This window comes from Desulfosporosinus fructosivorans, assembly GCF_004766045.1.
Classification (GTDB): Bacteria; Bacillota; Desulfitobacteriia; order Desulfitobacteriales; family Desulfitobacteriaceae; genus Desulfosporosinus; species Desulfosporosinus fructosivorans.
Window position 1 is genome coordinate 135,296 of the sequence record NZ_SPQQ01000008.1, and the last position, 19,181, is coordinate 154,476.

The 19,181-nt window shown below is 40.7% G+C and carries 15 protein-coding genes; 8 read left to right on the forward strand and 7 right to left on the reverse strand.

Going from position 1 to position 19,181, the window contains the following annotated elements:
• Positions 1-15: 15 nt before the first annotated feature.
• On the forward strand, positions 16-1,344 hold the full coding sequence (locus E4K67_RS20575) for a radical SAM/SPASM domain-containing protein (RefSeq protein WP_135550153.1): 1,329 nt from the start codon (positions 16-18) through the stop codon (positions 1,342-1,344).
• A gap of 1 nt (position 1,345) precedes the next feature.
• Positions 1,346-1,933: a nitroreductase family protein gene (locus tag E4K67_RS20580; protein ID WP_135550155.1), complete on the forward strand. Its 588-nt coding sequence runs from the start codon at positions 1,346-1,348 to the stop codon at positions 1,931-1,933.
• Positions 1,934-2,176: 243 nt separating this feature from the next.
• Here the strand turns inward: E4K67_RS20580 and E4K67_RS20585 are convergent, their stop codons facing one another.
• The 4 genes from E4K67_RS20585 to E4K67_RS20600 form a co-directional block, all read right to left on the reverse strand.
• A complete protein-coding gene (locus E4K67_RS20585; RefSeq protein ID WP_135550157.1) occupies positions 2,177-5,263 on the reverse strand; it encodes an efflux RND transporter permease subunit in 3,087 nt (1,028 codons plus the stop codon).
• Between the two features lie 13 nt (positions 5,264-5,276).
• The gene (locus E4K67_RS20590; RefSeq protein ID WP_135550159.1) at positions 5,277-6,491 is read right to left on the reverse strand and encodes an efflux RND transporter periplasmic adaptor subunit; all 1,215 of its coding nucleotides are present in this window, start codon (positions 6,489-6,491) and stop codon (positions 5,277-5,279) included.
• Between the two features lie 342 nt (positions 6,492-6,833).
• Positions 6,834-7,883: a HAMP domain-containing sensor histidine kinase gene (locus tag E4K67_RS20595; protein WP_135550161.1), complete on the reverse strand. Its 1,050-nt coding sequence runs from the start codon at positions 7,881-7,883 to the stop codon at positions 6,834-6,836.
• Complete coding sequence (locus E4K67_RS20600; RefSeq protein WP_135550163.1) at positions 7,880-8,554, reverse strand: response regulator transcription factor; 675 nt, start codon at positions 8,552-8,554, stop codon at positions 7,880-7,882. The genes E4K67_RS20595 and E4K67_RS20600 overlap by 4 nt, the downstream gene beginning before the upstream one ends.
• Positions 8,555-9,050: 496 nt before the next feature.
• Between E4K67_RS20600 and E4K67_RS20605 the strand changes: the two genes are divergently transcribed.
• From E4K67_RS20605 to E4K67_RS20615, 3 genes are all read left to right on the forward strand, one after another.
• Positions 9,051-9,587 (forward strand): DUF1003 domain-containing protein, encoded by a 537-nt coding sequence (locus E4K67_RS20605; protein ID WP_243454563.1) that lies wholly within the window; start codon positions 9,051-9,053, stop codon positions 9,585-9,587.
• Positions 9,588-9,737: 150 nt separating this feature from the next.
• Positions 9,738-10,706, forward strand: coding sequence for a tRNA dihydrouridine synthase (locus tag E4K67_RS20610; protein WP_135550167.1), 969 nt, complete (start codon positions 9,738-9,740; stop codon positions 10,704-10,706).
• Positions 10,707-10,826: 120 nt separating this feature from the next.
• Positions 10,827-11,396: an SF0329 family protein gene (locus E4K67_RS20615; RefSeq protein ID WP_135550169.1), complete on the forward strand. Its 570-nt coding sequence runs from the start codon at positions 10,827-10,829 to the stop codon at positions 11,394-11,396.
• Between the two features lie 68 nt (positions 11,397-11,464).
• Here E4K67_RS20615 and E4K67_RS20620 read toward each other — a convergent pair whose 3' ends face one another.
• From E4K67_RS20620 to E4K67_RS20630, 3 genes are all read right to left on the reverse strand, one after another.
• A complete protein-coding gene (locus E4K67_RS20620) occupies positions 11,465-12,151 on the reverse strand; it encodes a Crp/Fnr family transcriptional regulator (protein WP_135550171.1) in 687 nt (228 codons plus the stop codon).
• Between the two features lie 142 nt (positions 12,152-12,293).
• A complete protein-coding gene (locus E4K67_RS20625; protein ID WP_135550173.1) occupies positions 12,294-12,605 on the reverse strand; it encodes a pyridoxamine 5'-phosphate oxidase family protein in 312 nt (103 codons plus the stop codon).
• 39 nt (positions 12,606-12,644) lie between these two features.
• Complete coding sequence (locus E4K67_RS20630; RefSeq protein WP_135550175.1) at positions 12,645-13,268, reverse strand: DUF1638 domain-containing protein; 624 nt, start codon at positions 13,266-13,268, stop codon at positions 12,645-12,647.
• Positions 13,269-14,060: 792 nt separating this feature from the next.
• Between E4K67_RS20630 and E4K67_RS20640 the strand changes: the two genes are divergently transcribed.
• The 3 genes from E4K67_RS20640 (at position 14,061) to E4K67_RS20650 (ending at position 19,104) form a co-directional block, all read left to right on the forward strand.
• Positions 14,061-14,567 (forward strand): hypothetical protein, encoded by a 507-nt coding sequence (locus tag E4K67_RS20640; protein WP_243454564.1) that lies wholly within the window; start codon positions 14,061-14,063, stop codon positions 14,565-14,567.
• Between the two features lie 387 nt (positions 14,568-14,954).
• Positions 14,955-16,121, forward strand: a complete 1,167-nt coding sequence (locus E4K67_RS20645) for an MFS transporter (RefSeq protein ID WP_135550178.1) — start codon at positions 14,955-14,957, stop codon at positions 16,119-16,121.
• A gap of 277 nt (positions 16,122-16,398) precedes the next feature.
• Positions 16,399-19,104, forward strand: coding sequence for a chemotaxis protein CheB (locus E4K67_RS20650; protein ID WP_199242609.1), 2,706 nt, complete (start codon positions 16,399-16,401; stop codon positions 19,102-19,104).
• The last annotated feature ends 77 nt before the right edge of the window (positions 19,105-19,181 follow it).

Here is a 19,181-nt window from a genome sequence, read left to right on the forward strand (position 1 = left end):
AAATGGGGTAGGCCCGTGATCAAGATAAGAAATGTTACTGGCTGGCAAAAAACAAAGTTTAACCTGAAACTAAAAATAAACATCTTTTTTCACCATATCCCGGTGCTTTGCAAAAGAGAGATTTCCTTTACAGGGTTTATTCTGCTCTTAAAAAGGCTGTTGCTTTTTGTGTCTAAGATGCAGCACAATAAATTTGTTAATATCGACGGTAAGACAAGGTTAGGTCTCTACGTACCAGGTTATCCATCCCAGGCTTTTTACACTGCCTGTCATAAATTCAGTCAGTTCTCAGAAAAAATGCCCTGCACCACAGTCTTGTTATCGATTACCTCCGCCTGCCCCTATCATTGCAATTACTGTTATCAGAAGTTAGATAAGGGCAAGGATGTCGAGCTAGAGACGTTGATCAAGACCGTAAGAAAGCTGCAGGAGATGGGAATTGCCTTTTTTAATATTGAGGGTGGCGAGCCCTTTATAGTTTATGAGCGGTTAAAGAGGGTTTGCACAGTTATTGACGCCAGATCGGAAATCTGGATCAACTCTACAGGCGCTGGGATGAGTCCAGAAAAGCTTTCAGAACTTAAAGAATTGAACGTGACAGCCATTATGTTTTCTCTACACAGTCCCGATGCCGTTACGTTTAATCAGTTTATGGGGGAGGATTCTGCTTGGGATACTATGGAGAAAGGGGTTGAGATGTGCCACAAGGCGGGCCTAGCGGTGGCGTTTAATACCTGTCTGATGCGAGAGGACTTTTATAGTGGTAATTTTGAGAGGATTATGGAGGCGGCCAAAGGCTTTGGGGCCTGTCTTATCCAGATCATTAAGCCAAAACCTGCCGGAGGGTGGCTGGAAAAAGGAAATATTGAGTTTACCACTGAGAATCTTAATTATATTAAAAACAGGGTGAATCAATACAATTTGGAAGAAGCGTTCTCTGAGTATCCTGCAATCTCGGCTCAGATTATTGAGGAAGATAAAGCAGTGTTCGGCTGTACGGCTGGAGGTACGGATAGATTTTATATCAATGCCAAGGGGGATTTACAGCCCTGTGAGTTTCTTAACATATCTTTTGGTAATATCATGGTGGATGAATTTGAGGATATTTATCAAAAAATGCGCAATTGCTTCGCCTGGGGTGGAGAGCGCTATCTATGTGAGAGTTGCTCAAAGGATATTTATAAGGTATTTCTGGAAAATGAATTAAAATCCCTACCTCTGACTCCCACGCTGTCGGAGAAGATCTACAGTTCCTGGGATCGGGGGAAGAAAACGGATTTATACGAGAGGTTGGAGAAGATGATTAGGAGTGGGCAAGCAAATATATTTGGAAGGAGAAAATAATATGAGTATAAATAACGAAATCTTAAATTGCATCCATGAGCGGAGGAGTACGCGCCGATTTACTGACAAACAAATATCATCGGAACAACTGGATGCTCTGCTTGATGCTGCAATATGGGCACCTAGCGGCGGCAATAGCCAAAGCTGGCTGTTTACGGCGATTCAGAAAAGAGAGGTGCTTCTTCATTTAAACGAGCTTGTTCGTGAAGGATTTCAACATTGGATTCCTGATGACGATTACCCCGGCAAGCAAGCTATAAAGGAGCATTCGCAAAAGGAAGGTTATAACTTCTATCGCGAAGCGCCAACGCTCATCATTGCCTCCAATCGCCCAAATTACGAAAATGCAATGGCAGATTGTGCGATGGCGCTCCAGAATATTTTTCTTGCGGCCCAGTCTCTGGGGTTGGGAAGCTGTTATAACAACCAACTTCATTGGCTTCGGGATGATCCTGGTGTCCGAGCGTATCTGCTTGAATTGGGCATCCCAAAGGAGCATACGATCTGCTCTTCCGCGTCTATCGGTTTTATAGGTGCAGAATCGACTGCGCCTATTCGTAAAGAAGGTACGATACACATTATTCGATAAAGTAAAGTAGTATCGGGATAGTGGGAATCGTCGATTCACTTCTTTTCCTCCACGGCGGTGGATTTTCTTTGAAAGTAACCGCCGTGATTTTCTTACAGCGCAGTAAGCAACTGTTGACATCACACAGCCGCTGTGGAAGCAATGAGTCTTTTCACCTTTGTTACTTTTCAAGCATTCTGTACAGCTTTTCTTATTGCTTCCGAAGAATTTTGTTCTATATAGAACCTTACATACCTATAGTTTTTAGCTTTTTACCGATTTCTGCCCTACAACTACTACAGACGGTTTCCTGTGAAAAAACCCTTTGGCGTCATCCAACAGCGTATAAATCACAGGTACAACGATGAGTGTTAAAAAAGTCGAGGTAATTAAGCCACCAATAATGGCATAAGCCATAGGTGCGCGTCCTTCAGAGCCTAACCCTGTGGAAAGCGCTGTGGGAATCATACCAAATATCATCGCTAATGTCGTCATAATGATCGGTCTAAGTCGTGTAGAAGACGCCTGTAGTAGCGCTTCATTTCGCTCCTCTCCCTCGGACAGCCTTTGTTTGGCATAGTCAACTAACAAAATCGCATTTTTGGTGACTAGTCCCATCAACATAATAATACCAATCATGGCCATCATGCTTAAATTGCTGCCGCTAAGAAACAGGCCTAACAGTGCTCCAATGATACCGAAGGGCAAAGCCAAGACAATCGCAAAGGGATCAATAAAACTTTCAAACAGAGCGGCAAGGATCAGGTAAATGAACAGAATTCCCATCAAGAGGGCTTTCAGTAAGCCGGGGATAGCTACTGCCATCATTTCCTGATCTCCTCCGGTAACTTGGCTTACTTCGGCGGGCATCTTCGTGTCATTTTTCAAGGCTGTGTTAAACTGAGTATTCAACTGAGTTGCCGTAACTCCGGAGGCATTTGCCGATACCACAATCTCTCGAGCTTTATCATATCTGCTAATGGTAGTAGAGCCGGTAGCGAAAACTTGCTTTGTGACCTGATCGAGAGGAACCATACTGTTATTTGAACCAGGCACATAAATTCCTGTTAAGCTGTCAAAGTCCTCCCTCTGATCATCTTGGAGCAACACTTTAACGTCATAACGATCCTTTTCTGTTTCATACTGGGTTACGAGGGAACCATTAAAGAGTGTTCCCAACGTATTGGCCACGACCACTGGACTGACCCCTAAATCAGCGGCCTTATCACGATCCACGTCAATTCTTGCTTCTGCTTTTCCAGTTTTATAGCTTATACTTACGTCAACCGCTCCGGGAGTTTTCTTTAAGACTTTCTCGGCTTGCAGCGAATAGTCTAAAAGTTGATTAAAGTCATTGCCAGTAAAATGAATCTCAGCGTCCTTCCCTCCTTGCCCCACAGTTGAACCAATCGTCATAGAAAAGCTAATCCCCGGAATCTGCGTTAAACTCTCTCGCATTTTATTGGCTGTTTCACTTAAGAGTTCTTTTCTCGTATTCTTGTCTGGAAGCTGTACGCTAATGTTAATGCTGCTGGGTGTAACAGTCGAGTACAGGTACACTACTCCCGGATACTCATTAAGAATACGTTCCATTTTTTTGGTTGTTTCTGCAGCGCTAACCAGTGTTGTCCCTCCATCTGTCGTCGCTGCTATTGTGATCTTTCCGTTGTCTGAGGAATCTAAAAAGCTAATATTAATGACGTTAAGAAGGAGCAGACTGCCGACGAACATTGCCGTGGCAATAGCTATGGTTTTAATTCTGTGCTTCAGTGTTACCCTGAGAAGTCTTGTATAGACTCTGGCAAGTTTAACAAACAGGTGATTGAACCATATTAAAAATCTACCCAGGGGACCGTGTTTTTTATCTAATTCATCGTTTTCGCTTTTTATATATTTAGACGCCATCAACGGCACTAATGTAAAGGATACAAATAAAGAAATCAAGACGCTGATAGCAACCGTTAGACCAAATTCCTTGAAGTAGGCCCCGATCAATCCATCAACCATGGTAATGGGGAGAAAGACAGCAACTATGGTAAGCGTTGTAGCCGTCACGGCCAATCCAATCTCACTCGTACCGTCTTTCGCCGCTTGAATGGGTGATTTACCCATATTTAAGTGACGTACAACATTCTCAACGACGACAATTGCATCATCAATCAGCAATCCAACCGATAAGGAGAGGCCCATTAATGACATGGTGTTGAGTGAAAAGTTCATCAGTTTCATAGCAGCAAAGGTCGTGATAATCGAGGTGGGCAGTGAAATGGCACTGATGGCCGTGCTTCCCCCACTCCGCAGGAAGAGGAAAACAACGAGAACCGCCAGGATACACCCTTCCAGCAAGGTTTTCTGAACTTCAGTTACGGACGCCCGTATGACCTGCGAATTGTCATTGACAATATCTAGTTTCACATCGTTAGGCAGTGACGTTTGAATTGCTGCAAGTTTCACTTTAAGATCATCCGCTACTTGGGTGGTGTTTTCTCCGGATTGTTTGACAATATCAATACCAATCGATTCTGCACCCTTATAATAAGATAAGCTGTCCTTATCCTTAATAGTATCTACTACTTGGGCAACATCCTTGATTCTTATTTCAGTCCCATTACGATTGGCGACTAAAATATTCAAGAAATCATTGACTTCTTTGACCGTACCATTCGTTCTGATCGAAACTTCTTTGTCACCGTTGGAAACTGTACCACTTGAGCTATCGATGTTATCACTTTGCAGGCTCTGGGTAATTTGCGCAGTGGTCACATTAAGAGAGGCCATTTTTTCTTTATCGAGTTTGATATGTATTTCCCTGACTTGCGCACCATAGGTGGTAACCGATCCAACACCTTTCACCGTATTTAGTTTTTTGGTGATGTTATCTTCGACGACTTGTGATAAGTCCTTGTTGGAAAGAGGGCTAGTGACCACAAAGGATATAATGGGCGTTGCTGCAAAGTCAAATTTTTGAATAATGGGTTCTTCAATATCCTGCGGCAAAGTGCCCCGAATACCGCTTAGTTTATCTTTGATATCTTGGGCAGCCACATTGACTTCTGTTCCAGAATTAAACTCAATGACGGTCTGGGAAACCCCTTCCGAAATGCTGGAGGTAATGTGTTTCACTCCCGAAATTTGTCCGACAGATTCCTCGACTCTTTTTGTCACTTTCGATTCAAGCTGTTCAGCTGAAGTTCCCGGTAAAGAGATGGCAACCGCTATATAAGGAATCTCGATCTCAGGGTTTTCGTTGATGGGTAGCCCTATATAACTCATAGCCCCTACTGCCAGCATGGCGATAATGATTACAGTGGCAAATACTGGCCGTTTCAGGCTGATATCTGTTAAAAACATAAATCTTGTCCTCCTATTCCGTCACGACTGAAACCATATCGCCATCTTGAAGTGTATTTACATTAGTAATAATGACGCTGTCAGCTTCTTTCACACCATCTTTGATCTCTACTAGACCTTTGGTAATTTCCCCAATACTAACAATGCGTTTACGGGCGACCCCTTTATCATTCACAAACACTGTATAATTTCCTTGATTTCCGCTCAAGGCATCTGTTGTCACAGCAATCACCTCTGATGTCTGGTCACCTACAATATCCACGTTGGCATAAATGCCCGGTTTCAGTGTCTGATCGAGATTAGCGACCTCAACTTTGCATCTAAAAACTCTTGAAGTAGCATCGGCAGAGGCTTCAATACTTTTTATAATTCCGTCATAGTAATTGATATCAATACTTCCAACTTTGACTTTGGCACTCTGTCCTATTTTAAGAGAACTCATATCGTTTTGGTCTACTTCAATTACCGCGTAGATCGGTGATATAGTCTTAACCTTTCCTAAGGCAGCTCCTACGTTGGCATATTGTCCTAGACTCACACTTTTCTCATCTATGATCCCAGTAAGGGGCGCAGTGATGATCGTATCCGCCAGCGAATTTGTAAGAATTTTTAAATCAACCTGTGCTGCAGTCACATTTGCTTGTGCTGTTTTAATACTGGCTTTTGAGGTTTCGATATTGGCTTTTGCCGATTCCAGGTCACTTTTCGCATTACTTACCGTTGTTTCAGCGCTTTCCAGTTCAACCATGGAAATGGCCCCGCCGTTAAAAAGCTCTTTCGTTCTGTCATAGGTGCGCACTGCATTGTCTACACTCAGCTGCATTTTCTGCAATCCGGTTTGTGAAGAAACTAATTGGCTCTCAGAAGATGTTACTTGACTTTCTGAGGCTTTCAGCTTGGCTTCAGAAGAAGCTATATGGTTTTTAATGTCCTGATCATCCAATTTGATTAACGTGTCCCCTTGGGATACATATTGACCATTTTCGAACATGACCTGAACGACCTTACCACCAACTTTGCCACTTACAATTCCCTCTTGAGAAGCTTCTAAGGAAGCTTTATACGAAAGGGTTGAATTCTTTATAACATTCTTTGCCTCACTGACTTTGACAGAAACCTTATTTGGAGCGGCTTCGATTGTCTTTTCCGTCTTTCCCATGATGGTTGTAACTCCTGTACCAGCCAAAGCAAGTACAATAACAATTGCCAGAACTCTCATTTTCGTCATTTATCTGTAACTCCTTTTCTTTTTGTCGTGTTTTATTCTAACAAGCCAATATCAACTCAACCTCAACTCAACCTCAACTTTTGGCCCCGGTAAATAAAGTTTTTTAAACGCATTTTCCGGAGCTTAAAGTCCGACATAGTGCATGACTACGTCGGTTATAGGTATTTCCCATTTTCAGAAGTATGGTTCATTGACTTCAAAACGCCTAAAAGCCGCATGATTACACTATTTTTGAGAGCTTCGCATGTATAGCGGCAAGTAAAATAAAAAAGTGCCCGCAAATGGCGTGATTATCCATTTGCAGGCACTTTTTTACTCCGAGAAATATGATAAAAATAGATTTTAGCCGTGTCTATTATCCATCGGCATCCCCGAAGGTAAGAAAATAGTGAAGGCGCTGCCTTTTCCTAGACTGCTTTCGACTTCTATATGGCCGTTGCAGAGGCCGACAATTTTTTTAACCAACGTCAGTCCAAGTCCATTCCCAATAGTTGTGTGTGATGTATCGCCTTGATAAAACTTGTCAAAGATATGTTGTTTTGTTTCCTCGTCCATTCCATGTCCATTATCCTGCAAACAAAACCGTATTGATGAATTGATGCGTCTTAAACTGACTTGCAATTTCCCACCGTTATCTGTGAATTTGATAGCGTTATCCAATAGGTTTACCCATATTTGTTGGAGTAGGGGTGCATTGTTATAAATATTTATACTCTGCAAATCCACATCCACTGAAAGATTTTTAGCGCTCCATTTGGGTTCCAATATAAGTATAGCGCGGCGAATTTGCTCATCCAGCGCATAAACCTCTTTTCCACTAATGATCTCCGTATTTTCGACCTTTGATAAATTAAGAACATATGTGGAAAGGTCAACCAATCTTTGGGACTCCTGAATGATTATATCTAAATATTCCTGCGCTTCTTCACTGGTTAAACCGCCTTCTTTCAAAAGTTTTGCAAAGCCCTTAATAGAAACAATAGGCGTTTTAAACTCATGTGAAAAATTATTAATAAAATCAACACGTAACATTTCAATTCCCGCAAGCTCCCGCACCATTTTATTAAAACTCGCAGCAAGGCTCTCAAGCTCTGGAATGTTGCTGCCTTTAACCGTAACCGAAAAATCGCCTTTAGCTACATCTTCAATAGCTTCAATCAGATTACGGACAGGCTTAACCATCCACCTGCTTAGGAGAGCGGTGATAGAAGTTCCAATAGATACGCTTATTAGCAGCATTGCAAAAAATTCTAAAATACCACTTTTTAAAAAGCTAATGTCAAAAATAGAATCCAGTAAATAAATACATAATCCGACAATCACAACAGACAAAACCATAACAAAAAAGACAAATACAACTAGTGAAACAGCGAGACTCATTCTTTTTTTCATGTATGCTTCACCGCCTTATATCCTAGTCCGCGCACAGTAACGATCTCAACATCAGGGTTATCTTTAAATTTTTCGCGCAGCCTGCCCATATGGACATTCAGGGTATGCTCATCCGTTTCTGTATCGGGGCCCCATATTTCATCCATCAATTGCATGCGGGTAAAAATCATATTTGGATAACTCGTCAATTTAAAGAGTAAATAAAATTCTTTTTGGGGAAGCGTAATTGTATCTTCAGCATGAGTGACGGTAAGAGTGTTATAATCCAGCGTGGTGCCGCCGATTGTTAATTTGTGCTCATTTACAATTTGCGCCCGACGTAGTAATGCCTTTATGCGAAACAGCATCTCCTGCTCGTCAAACGGCTTTGTCATGTAATCGTCTGTCCCTACAAGGAAGCCTCTATGTTTATCCTTAATTTCTTGTTGGGCTGTGATCATCAATATAGGAATATTTTCTCCTACATCGCGTAATTCTTTGCAAAGCTGATAGCCGCTCATCCTTGGCATCATCAAATCCAAGATAATCAAATCAAAATATTGCCTTTCCATCATACTTAAAGCGTCGAGGCCATCTTTTGCCGCCAAAGCAGTGTAACCTCCCCGCTTTAGAACAGCGCAGATCAGTTTTTGTGTGTTGGTGTCATCTTCGACTACCAAAATATTGAACATAAATTCACCTCCTGTTACGTCAACTTAGAATTACCTCTTACTTTACCATCCCAAAATCAACTGAACCTCAACTTTTAATCTTAAAATAATTGTCTACTAAACTTGTTTAGGCGCGCTCGTTAAATATTTACCACGACCTGTTTATACAGTTCCTGATACGGGAAACCTAAGAGCAGATGTGTTTATGTTAATGCATAGAACAGCAGAGGGATGCAATTTCCTCCTTCAGTATACCATCCAGTACTTCTAAGCTGTGGCCATTAATAAAAGCGGAACTTTCGTTTAATCGGGAGTTCCCTTGTTATCTAGCACTAACTTTAATGCTATCCATGTGCCTAGTTCTATGGTTACAAGTTTGAATAGTAATGAATTATGCTTATGAGTTATGAATTTGCATTTATGATAAAAGGGATATACGATACGATAATGTTAGGTTAATTTTATAGGTAGCTTAATACTTATTCCAGTAAAGTAATTTGTTTGTGGAGTGATATATGTGAAAGAGCCAAAAAATGAACAAGAGCAAGAAGTGAACAAGAAATCGAACACAGATATTAGCGATGCTCATGCCGAGCGTATTGATCGTCTCGTCGATGAATATAAAACTCACATTCTTTCACAACTAAACGCCCGAGAATATCGTGAAACGACCCGTTCAGACCATCTAGCTGACAAAGTAGCTTTTTTTGCTGGCAGTTGGAAGTTCATTATTATTTTCACATCATTCCTTGTTCTTTGGATGGTGTGGAACACTCTTGCTCAAACAACAGCACTTCATTTCGATGTCGCACCATTCATTCTACTCAATCTCATTCTTTCGTTCACTGCGGCATTTCAGGCTCCTTTCATAATCATGAGTCAAAACCGCCAAGGCATCCGGGACAAACACGAAGCAGTCGTTGATTTTTCTATTAACTATAAAGCTGAGCTTGAAATAGCCGACATGCAAAAGCATCTCCATCGTCTAGAACTTCAGGTCGCAGATATTCATCAGATGCTCCATAAGCTACATAGTAAAGAAACAATAAAGTAAAGTCCTATGAAATAGAAATCAATGACTTAGGAATTTTTTCTACCCCGGACTAACAACTTCAAGCGGAATTATTATTGACCGCTCAAGACATGTGGAGTGTGTTGCGTTGATAGAAAGGGAATTACTTAAATAAAGGGAGCTTTTTGGTATATGAATTTTTATTTCGCACCTATGGAAGGTTCAACCGGATACATTTATAGAAATGCCCATAATGCTTTATTCAATAATATAGATAAATATTTTTCACCTTTTATTATTGCAAATCAAAGCGAAAGCTTTAGAACTCGTGAATTAAATGATATTTTGCCTGAAAACAACCAAGGACTAGTTTTGATTCCGCAATTACTAACCAATCATGCAAAAGATTTTATCCATACTTCAAAGAAAATAAAGATTTTAGGTTATAATGAGATAAATTTAAATCTGGGATGCCCTTCTGGAACTGTAGTTTCAAAAAATAGGGGGTCGGGATTTCTTTCGAAAAGAGAAGAACTTGATGTGTTTTTAGAAGAGATTTTTTCTCAATCCATAACAAAGATCTCGGTAAAAACGAGAATAGGCAAAGACCAGCCTGAAGAATTTTATGATTTAATCGAAATATTTAACAAATACCCTATAGAAGAGCTTGTCATTCATCCTAGAATTCAAAAGGATTTTTATAAAAACAAGCCTAATCTAGAAATTTTTAAGGAAGCCTTGAGGATGAGTAAAAATCCCATTTGCTATAATGGCGACATTTTCACAGCCAAAGATTACAAGGAGTTTTCAGCTCAATTTCCGAGTGTAAGTACTCTAATGTTAGGCCGCGGATTATTAGCTAATCCGGGTCTGATAAGCGATATCAAAAATAATATTAAACTCAAAAAAAATTTACTAAAAGACTTTCATGACAAAGTATATAACGATTATAAAGTGATACTTTTTGGAGATAGGAATGTCTTGTTTAAAATGAAAGAGTTATGGTTTTATATGATTTCGGTGTTTTCTAATAACGCAAAATATGCAAAAAAAATTAAGAAATCAGAGAGGTTAGATGATTACGATGAAGCTGTTTCAAGCTTATTCAGTGAACAGGAGACTTTAGAAAACTATGAAGAAAATCTTGTTTTTAAAGCTTAATGTATTCATCGTTTCACATATAGGAATCACGCAATATAGAGCGGAAGTAGCCTTAAATCGGTGAGATTTAGCATTTATACAATAAAATGAGTTAGGGAAGTAAATTCATAGGAGGAATACATGGCCTGGAGTAAAATTAAGCAACTTCTGGAGAGCTTTCTTTGCCCTGCATTATATGGAAGGGTTGAGTACTGTGCAACCAGCTACCGTTATTCACCTGATAAGGCAGGCCTTTGTTATATTACGGTAAATAAAAAGAACGTGTTCAATATGAGAGATGTAACTACATTGATCAGGTGGTATCAAACGGAGCAGGAAATAAAGAATGATCCAGATATTCAAATTCCTATCAACAATGAAGAAATTGAAGCAGTCAGAAAAGATATTAATGGGACAGTCCCTGAGGATCGTCTAGTTGTAATTGCCAGAAATAGAAAAATATCAGAATATGCAAAAGAGCTGCTGTCAGCGCAATCAGTATTAAGTAAATCGAATTTTACTGTTGTAGCAAATAAGTTTTTATCTATTTCTATAGTGGATAGTATAGAGAGCAATGATATATTATTGAATATATTGGCTTTGGTGGACAGAAGGGTCGGGAAAAAGCGACTTTTAAGCATGACTGAGAATATGAAGTTGAAGCACCCGATTGTGCAGTATTTTTATGAGCTGCGGCTTAGTACACTGTAATATCAGGTCTGAGAAGATTGAAATTTTCTCAACAGCGCATTTTGTTTTTGTTTTGAAGAGTAGTTGCATTATTCAAACTTATGAATACTGATGCAAGGGTCGTCCTTCAAGACGAAATATCTTTTTTCCCGGTCAATTATATTAGCCGCTTTAAACTCTTTAAGTGCCTGAATGACCATAACACGCGAAGAGCCAATCATATCAGCTAATTCCTGCTGGGTGATTTTTAGATCTATCAACGTCGAGGTTGGCGTTTGTTTTCCATATTGTTCTGCTAAACGATAAAAAAGTTGCAACAGTCTCTCTTTAACAGGTAGTCCAGCTTCTTTTCCTAATTTCACCATGGTTTCGTAACGTTTTTGCCCTAAGTAGCCAATAATCCGCATGGCAAACGAAGGATCTTGTTTGATTAACGCCTCAAATTGGAGTTTGCTGAAACAGCATATGCAAACATCTTCCATGGCTATGGCGCTACAATGCTCATTTTGTTCTCGATATAAGGACAATTCACCTAACACTTCGCCGGGGCCGCATATATCTAGAATTGTTTCATGGCCCGCCTCAGTAGTTTGTACTAGTTTCAGTTTACCCGATTTTATAAGGTATATGGTACTTCTTGCCTCTCCTTGACGAAAAAGATAGTGTCCTCTGGACAATTTCTTTCTTTGCGTACATTGACATAAGTTAGTAAGTTGCTCTTGTGCTAGTCCTAGAAATAGGTCCAATTGTTGCAGACAGATGATGCAACGCTTCATACTTTTCCTCCTCATGTATCAACAGTTGCTATAGATAGAGTGTATAAAGGAAATGTTCTAACACTACTATAATATCTGAAAACCTGAAATGCACAATAAACCCGCCTGTCATAAGCGGGTTTATTGTGCATTTCAGGAAAATCTACAGAAGCACATCTACCTTTTCTGCCTTAAATAGAACCAGTTTTTCTTCTATACATGCTTTACCTGTCAGCCTGAAGCCTTTGGGGCCACCTTCCATCGTTGCTATTACAACCTGCATCATTCCGTTAGCTTTGATGTTCTGCTGAGTGACCTCCATCTTGTAGATGCCAAACCCTAGTATGTCACCTTCTCTTATTTCCGCTACTTTTCCTACCACGATCATGTGCGGTTCTCCATGAGCAGAAGCAGTAGTGATAGGAATAAACGGAGCCTTTGATATTACGTCTTTAATTTCTTGAGTTATAACCATTAAAATACACTCCTTAAATTGTTTTGTTGGGTATTTTTCTTAATTTAACCGATTATGAGGGGTTTCTTTACTAAAAGCTTTCTCTAGAGTTTGAATCACATTATTTTTGAAAACTGCCAGATCTACGCTCTCAATTTCGATTGGTACCTGTGTATATTCGAAAAAATCCAAGATATCCTCATCATCGAACTTGGAAACGCCAGTGTCGAGGAGCAAAATTTTATCGTAGAAACCAAAATTCTGCCTAGCGTCAATTTCGTCCCAGCCTTGTGCTTGACTGAAAATTTCTCGCCAGTTTTGCAACCAACCCTGTGTAAGGTAAAATATCTTAATCGATTTTTCTAGCTCCTCCTGTCTCTCCTTACCTAAAATCAATTCAATACAATTCCGGGGTTGCAACCTGATAACATGATATTTTTCAGTGAACTCGTTCATCTCAGGATGGCACATAGAGCCAAAAAAGAGGACTGTCTTTTCTTCGGTCGCATTATTATTTAGAGCCTCGGTGATGCCATCTTTCAGTTTATCATAGTCTACATGCAAAGCTGGTGGTGTATAGATAACTTTAAACTCAGCATCAGTTGCCCATTCAGTTCTTATTTCCTCCAGAACTTGCTCAAGCTCCAGTTGGAAGATGCCGCAGGCAACTATGCGTACCTTCATATAAATATCACCTCTTCTCTGAGCTGCGTTATACTTCAAGTCATTGGATCTAACAAACCGCTCGTCTTATGTGATCTTAACATGGGGTTAAAAAGATAAATGTTAAATAATTAACAATGGAGAAAAATAAAAAATGTTCTTGGAAAGAATCGTAGCTACAGTAAGGCATATCTTTCGGTTTATCTTGCCAAACTGTATTGTTCGGGAATGACTTCTGGATTATGTTTGAGGTGGGTTCTTAAGTCTTTTTGTTTGTAATAGCTAATTGTACGAACTGAATAATTTCTTCTTTCAATGCAATACTAAATTAAAAGGAGGCAGGGTAATTTGAAAAAATTAATTGTTTTCGCTCATCAACTAGAAGTTTTACAAATTGCCCAAACCGCACCATTGTCATGGTACTGCATGATATAAATCAGGCGGCACGGTTTTTACATGAAATAGTAGCGATGAAAGCAGGTAAAATTATTAAGATTGGAACTCCTACTGAAATTATTACCCCAAAAGTATGGAATGAAGTGTTCCACATTAATGCAAGAATTATGATAGATTCTGATAACGGAACACCTGTATGCTTTAGCTATGAAGCCGACCCGAGATGATTCTGTAATTGAACTTTTGTTTCCACTAAAGTAGCAATGGATTGATAGTTGACATTTTCTCCATAAGTAGGTCACAGAACTGTAACAAATATTGTTTATGCTATATTAATAAGACAGTTAACCGTTAATTCTGGTAAATAGATAGATCAGATGTGGTGTTAACACAACAATAGAGGAGAGGTAGCAACTGTTGAAATTCAAAATAATGGTAGGAACTATATCGATCATTGTAATGTTGTCAACCCCAACCTTCGCACAACCCAATGTAGACTCAGATAAATCACTGATACTTCTTATGAATCAGCCAGAAATAGTAGGGCTAAGAGAAGGCGTTAAATCACCTGACGTTATCGAGCCTGCAACAGTAAAAAAAGATCGGCAAGCGGATGAGGATCTGATTCTTCAAGCGCAGATTAAAGCCTTGAATATCGATACTACTGGCTTAACCTATGATGAAATTCGAAAACAACTTAAAACGGCCGGTCAAGCAAAACAACGAGCAACTCTTCAGGCCCGGGCTATAGCGCTCAAGATTGATATCGGAGGACTTACGAATGATCAAGCAAGGCTGAAAATTAAGGCAGTCGAGAGAACAAATACGCTAACCAACATTTTAGCTCAGGCTAAGACACTTGGCATTGGTATCGATATTATTCCTCCTAAGAGCAATGAGCAAACTAGATTATGTTTACTATGAGCAACTCCAGACGATACAAGAGAAAGATCCTTTACGATCTGGAAGTCGTTACTGCAAGTGAAATATTGTATGCCGTATTAGATTCTAATGAAAATTAAGAAAGACTGATAAAATATTGAAACAGCAACGAGCCCTTGTCTTACTGAGGGCTCGTTTTAGTTATTCTTTAGCATCGCTGAGATTTTGCTGGCTAGAGATAAAGACTGTATTGCGAGAAATGGGTAGATGGTTCAAAGCTGCTGCTAGTAATATAGTAATAATATTGCGAAATGGCGGCTAGTCTGGTGCAGTCTTTTGTGCCATAGTTTATGGTTTATATGATAAACTAAGGAAGGCCACCACGATATTAATGCCTAACCAGAATGTTTTTAGGAGAAGTGAGTGAACATGAAACGCAATTCCATTATGGCTGGGTATTATATTTTTTATTTTGCAGCGGTGGGAATCTATCTTCCCTTTTTGCCACTATTTCTCGCGCGTTTGGATATGAATAGCCTTCAAATTGGCGTTCTAATGTCTGTTGGCCCCCTAGCAGGTATTTTTGCACAAGCGGTCTGGGGGACACTCGCGGATCGCTATCATCGACGCAAAGAATATCTACTCATAGCTTTGACCTTAACCGCAATCATCAGCATTTCGTTGTCTTTTGGCAAGGGCTTTGCTGGTTTAGCTGTTTTGCTGTTATTCTATGCTTTGACAAACTCCCCGATTACGGCTCTATCAGATGCTTTAGTGTTAAATACACTGGAAGACCCGAGGGATTATGGTAAGATTCGGCGCTGGGGTTCCTTAGGTTTTGCTTTGACTGCTGCATTTGGAGGACTTGTCTTTTCCTATTTGGATTTGGCTTGGTTTGGAGCTATCGAAGGTATTATATTATTCGGGTGTTTATTGTGGGCAAAATCGTTGCCTAATCCACGTGACACGAGTCAAGCTGTCTCCGCCATGCCTTTTCCCTTTCTTAGTGTCGTGAAAGCGCCTAGTTTAGTTGTTTTTCTTTTGATCACATTTCTATTCATGGCCCCGTATAACGCCTATTCTGCATTTTTTGGTTGGCACATGCAGGCGTTAGGGGCAAGCCAGTGGTGGATTGGGTTAGGTTGGACGATTGCCGCATTGAGCGAAATAGTGGTTTTTAGTAAAGGGAGTGCTTGGCTAAGGCGGTTCCGGCCTCAGCAACTGATCGCGATGGCTGGACTGGTTTTTACTCTGCGTTGGGTAGGGTATAGTGTTGTTCAAGACTATCATCTAATAGTCTTGTTGCAGATAAGTCAGAGTCTTAGCTTTGCACTCTTTTATTTGGCGGGTGTGGAATATTTAAACTTGCTTTTACCACCCTATTTACAAGGGAGCGCACAATCAGCCTTTAATGCGGTCAGTTTTGGAATCAGTGCAATTGTCGGGACGGTAGGTGCAGGGTGGCTAATTCGAGTTGGCGACGTGCAATTAATGTACATTATATCGGCCTTGTTCACTGTTGGTGGTATAATTTTAGCATTGTGTTTCCTAGTAAAAGAGCCGAATTTGACTTCGGAAAAACAAGAAAAAATCTAATGTGTTAGCTCTGGGATAAATGCACTAGATATTAAATCACAAAAAATGCAAAGATGGATTCATAAATCAGAATGTAATTAAAGGAAATTAGGCAATCATAAGACTCCCATGTCTAAAGTGGGAGTCTTATGATTGTGCTGGTGCGCTGGTCTGCATACTACTGTTGTTGAATACTGATGCCATGTTGTTTTTAGCAGGAGAAATTGTTTTTGTGTTGAATGTATTTATGAAAATACAAATAGTAGTGTAGGATTGTCTCAATGAATGGAGAGCTAAGATGAAAGAAAATATGCACTTTGATACAAACGGAGGGACTAAATCTAGTCGCATAGTTACCAATACTGATACCGCAAAAGTAGACTTTCCAATCGTTGGCATTGGTGCTTCCGCAGGAGGGTTGGAGGCCCTGATCGCTTTCTTGAGTAATGTGCCTAAGAACAGTGGCTTAGCTTTCGTTATCATTCAGCATATGGAGCAGATGCGTAAAGATATTTTGGTGGAGTTACTTCAGAGTGCTACTTCTATGAAAGTTGTTCAGGCAGTGGAGAATTTATCTGTTCAGCCGGACTATGTCTATGTAATTCCGCCCAACAAAGAAATGTCGATCCAACACGGGGTGCTGCGTCTTTTCGACTTTATTATGCCCTATACTCTTCATCTTCCCATAGATTTCTTTTTTCGGTCCTTGGCCAATGACCAACAGGAGAGAAGCATCGGAGTTATCCTCTCTGGCATGGGTGCTGACGGAACATCTGGACTCAGGGCGATCAAGGAAAAAGGAGGCGTTGTCTTTATTCAGGAACCGTCCTCGGCTAAATATGAGGGGATGCCTCGCAGCGCTATTGAGGCAGGTTTAGCAGACGTTGTCTCTCCTGCAGAGACTTTACCGTCAAAGATTGTTTCGCATCTTGAGCAAATGCCTCTTATCTATAGCGTTGATAAGGATCTGGCAGAGACTGAATTGAGTTCTTACGACAGAATTATGATTTTGTTGCGTTCACAAACAGGTCATGATTTTTCCTCCTATAAGAAGAACACAGTGGATCGCAGGATTGATCGGCGCATGGGCGTCCATCAAATTGACAAGATTACTACTTACGTCCGTTTTTTACAGGAGAATCCCCAGGAACTGGAATTGCTATTTAAAGAGTTTTTGATCGGGGTTACCAGTTTCTTTCGTGAACCGACAGAGTGGGAGCTGCTAAAGGAAAAAGCAATACCTGCACTCTTAGCAGAACGGGCACCCACTAATACTATACGGGTATGGGTATCCGGCTGTGCCACGGGCGAGGAGGCATACTCCTTAGCTATTGTATTTAAAGAGGTCTTGGAACAGTTGAAGCCTTCCCAAGACTTTTCTATGCAGATTTTTGCCACTGATCTAGACCGTGAGGCTATTGATAAAGCCCGAGAGGGGGTATTCTCAGCTAACATTGCGGAAGATATGTCGGCTGAGCGGCTGAACCGATATTTCGTAAAGGTGGATCGTGGCTATCAGGTTATTAAGACCATTCGCGATATGGTCATCTTTGCTCAGCAAAACATGATTAAGGATCCGCCCTTCACTAGGATCGATATATTGACCTGCCGTAATCTGCTTATCTACCTGACACCAGAACTACAGAAAAAGCTCATGCCGCTTTTTCACTATAGTCTTAATCCGGGGGGCTTTTTGTTTTTAGGAAGTGCGGAGGCAGTCGGGAATTTTACAGATCTTTTTAAACCACTGGATCGCAAATCGCGACTGTACAAGCGACGCCAACCCTTATTGCAGGCGGAACCTGTGAAATTTCCCACCTCCTTTGCCCCCGCTCAAGCTGCAACAAACCAGTCGGTAAAAGTTCAGAACATTCAGTCACTAGCGGATAAACTGATTTTGCAATTTTATTCACCACCTACTGTGTTAGTCAATGCTAAAGGTGATATCCTCTACATTACCGGACGAACGGGTAAGTATCTGGAACCGGCTGCTGGCAAGGTTAATTGGAATATTTTTGCCATGGCCCGTGAAGGGCTTAACTATAAACTGAGTAACACCTTCTACAAGGCGCTTCGGCAAAAAGAGGCAGTTACTTACAAAAACGCCATTGTGAAGAACGAAGGTGGGTCGCAGATGGTAGACATTACAGTCAATCCGCTCAAAGAGCCGGAGGCCTTAAGGGGGATGGTCATGATTGTTTTTACTGACGTTGACACCCCTAATGTTATCGAAACAACCAACCCAGCCGGACGAATCACTGCCAACAGCCCGCGAGAGGCGGAACTGGAGCGAGAATTAATGCAAGCTCGCCAGGTGTGGCAAGTTGCCAGTACAGAAATGCAGATATCCCAAGAAGAACTCAAATCTAGCAATGAGGAATTGCAGTCAAGCAATGAAGAGCTCCAGTCGACAAACGAGGAATTGAGCACAACCAAGGAGGAAATACAGTCCTTAAATGAAGAACTAAAGACGGTTAACTTTGAACTGCAGGCCAATTTGGATGAACTATCACTAGCTAATAACGACATGAAGAATCTACTGGACAGCACGAAAATTGCCACCTTATTTTTAGATAACTCGTTGTGCGTCAAACGCTTTACTAACCAAATGTCTGTGGTCTCGAAGCTGATTTCGAGTGACGCAGGACGACCAATCACCGATATTGCTTCAGATCTTTTTTACCCTGAATTGACAGAGGATGTTGGGGAAGTGCTGCGGACGCTGAATACTGTTGAAAAACAGGTAATGTCTTATAATGGGTGTTGGTTTAATGCACGAATTCTGCCTTATCGCACTCTAGAGGATAAAATAGACGGTGTGGTCATCACCTTTGTAAATATCACTGAATCAAAGGTGTTAGAGGCGGAGCTACGTCAAACGAAATTGGCTTTGGAACAACGCATTATAGATCAAGGGGAAGAGCTGGTACAGGTGAATGACAGCTTGCAGAATGAAATGAAACTTAGCCATAGGGAAGTAGCTGCCGGTAAAGAGCCGAAGTAAAGTAAGAAACCGAGGAGAGTGGATATTATCATTCACAAGATCTGTTTAGGTCTTATCAATGAGAATATATTTTAAGG

What these genes read in the sequence shown, in the direction of transcription:
- E4K67_RS20620 (WP_135550171.1), bottom strand. Translation starts at nt 12,151, where the DNA reads ATGAAGCGTTGCATCATCTGTCTGCAACAATTGGACCTATTTCTAGGA.
- E4K67_RS20595 (WP_135550161.1), bottom strand. Translation starts at nt 7,883, where the DNA reads ATGAAAAAAAGAATGAGTCTCGCTGTTTCACTAGTTGTATTTGTCTTT.
- E4K67_RS20630 (WP_135550175.1), bottom strand. Translation starts at nt 13,268, where the DNA reads ATGAAGGTACGCATAGTTGCCTGCGGCATCTTCCAACTGGAGCTTGAG.
- E4K67_RS20610 (WP_135550167.1), top strand. Translation starts at nt 9,738, where the DNA reads ATGAATTTTTATTTCGCACCTATGGAAGGTTCAACCGGATACATTTAT.
- E4K67_RS20580 (WP_135550155.1), top strand. Translation starts at nt 1,346, where the DNA reads ATGAGTATAAATAACGAAATCTTAAATTGCATCCATGAGCGGAGGAGT.
- E4K67_RS20645 (WP_135550178.1), top strand. Translation starts at nt 14,955, where the DNA reads ATGAAACGCAATTCCATTATGGCTGGGTATTATATTTTTTATTTTGCA.
- E4K67_RS20625 (WP_135550173.1), bottom strand. Translation starts at nt 12,605, where the DNA reads ATGGTTATAACTCAAGAAATTAAAGACGTAATATCAAAGGCTCCGTTT.
- E4K67_RS20590 (WP_135550159.1), bottom strand. Translation starts at nt 6,491, where the DNA reads ATGACGAAAATGAGAGTTCTGGCAATTGTTATTGTACTTGCTTTGGCT.
- E4K67_RS20600 (WP_135550163.1), bottom strand. Translation starts at nt 8,554, where the DNA reads ATGTTCAATATTTTGGTAGTCGAAGATGACACCAACACACAAAAACTG.
- E4K67_RS20615 (WP_135550169.1), top strand. Translation starts at nt 10,827, where the DNA reads ATGGCCTGGAGTAAAATTAAGCAACTTCTGGAGAGCTTTCTTTGCCCT.
- E4K67_RS20585 (WP_135550157.1), bottom strand. Translation starts at nt 5,263, where the DNA reads ATGTTTTTAACAGATATCAGCCTGAAACGGCCAGTATTTGCCACTGTA.
- E4K67_RS20650 (WP_199242609.1), top strand. Translation starts at nt 16,399, where the DNA reads ATGAAAGAAAATATGCACTTTGATACAAACGGAGGGACTAAATCTAGT.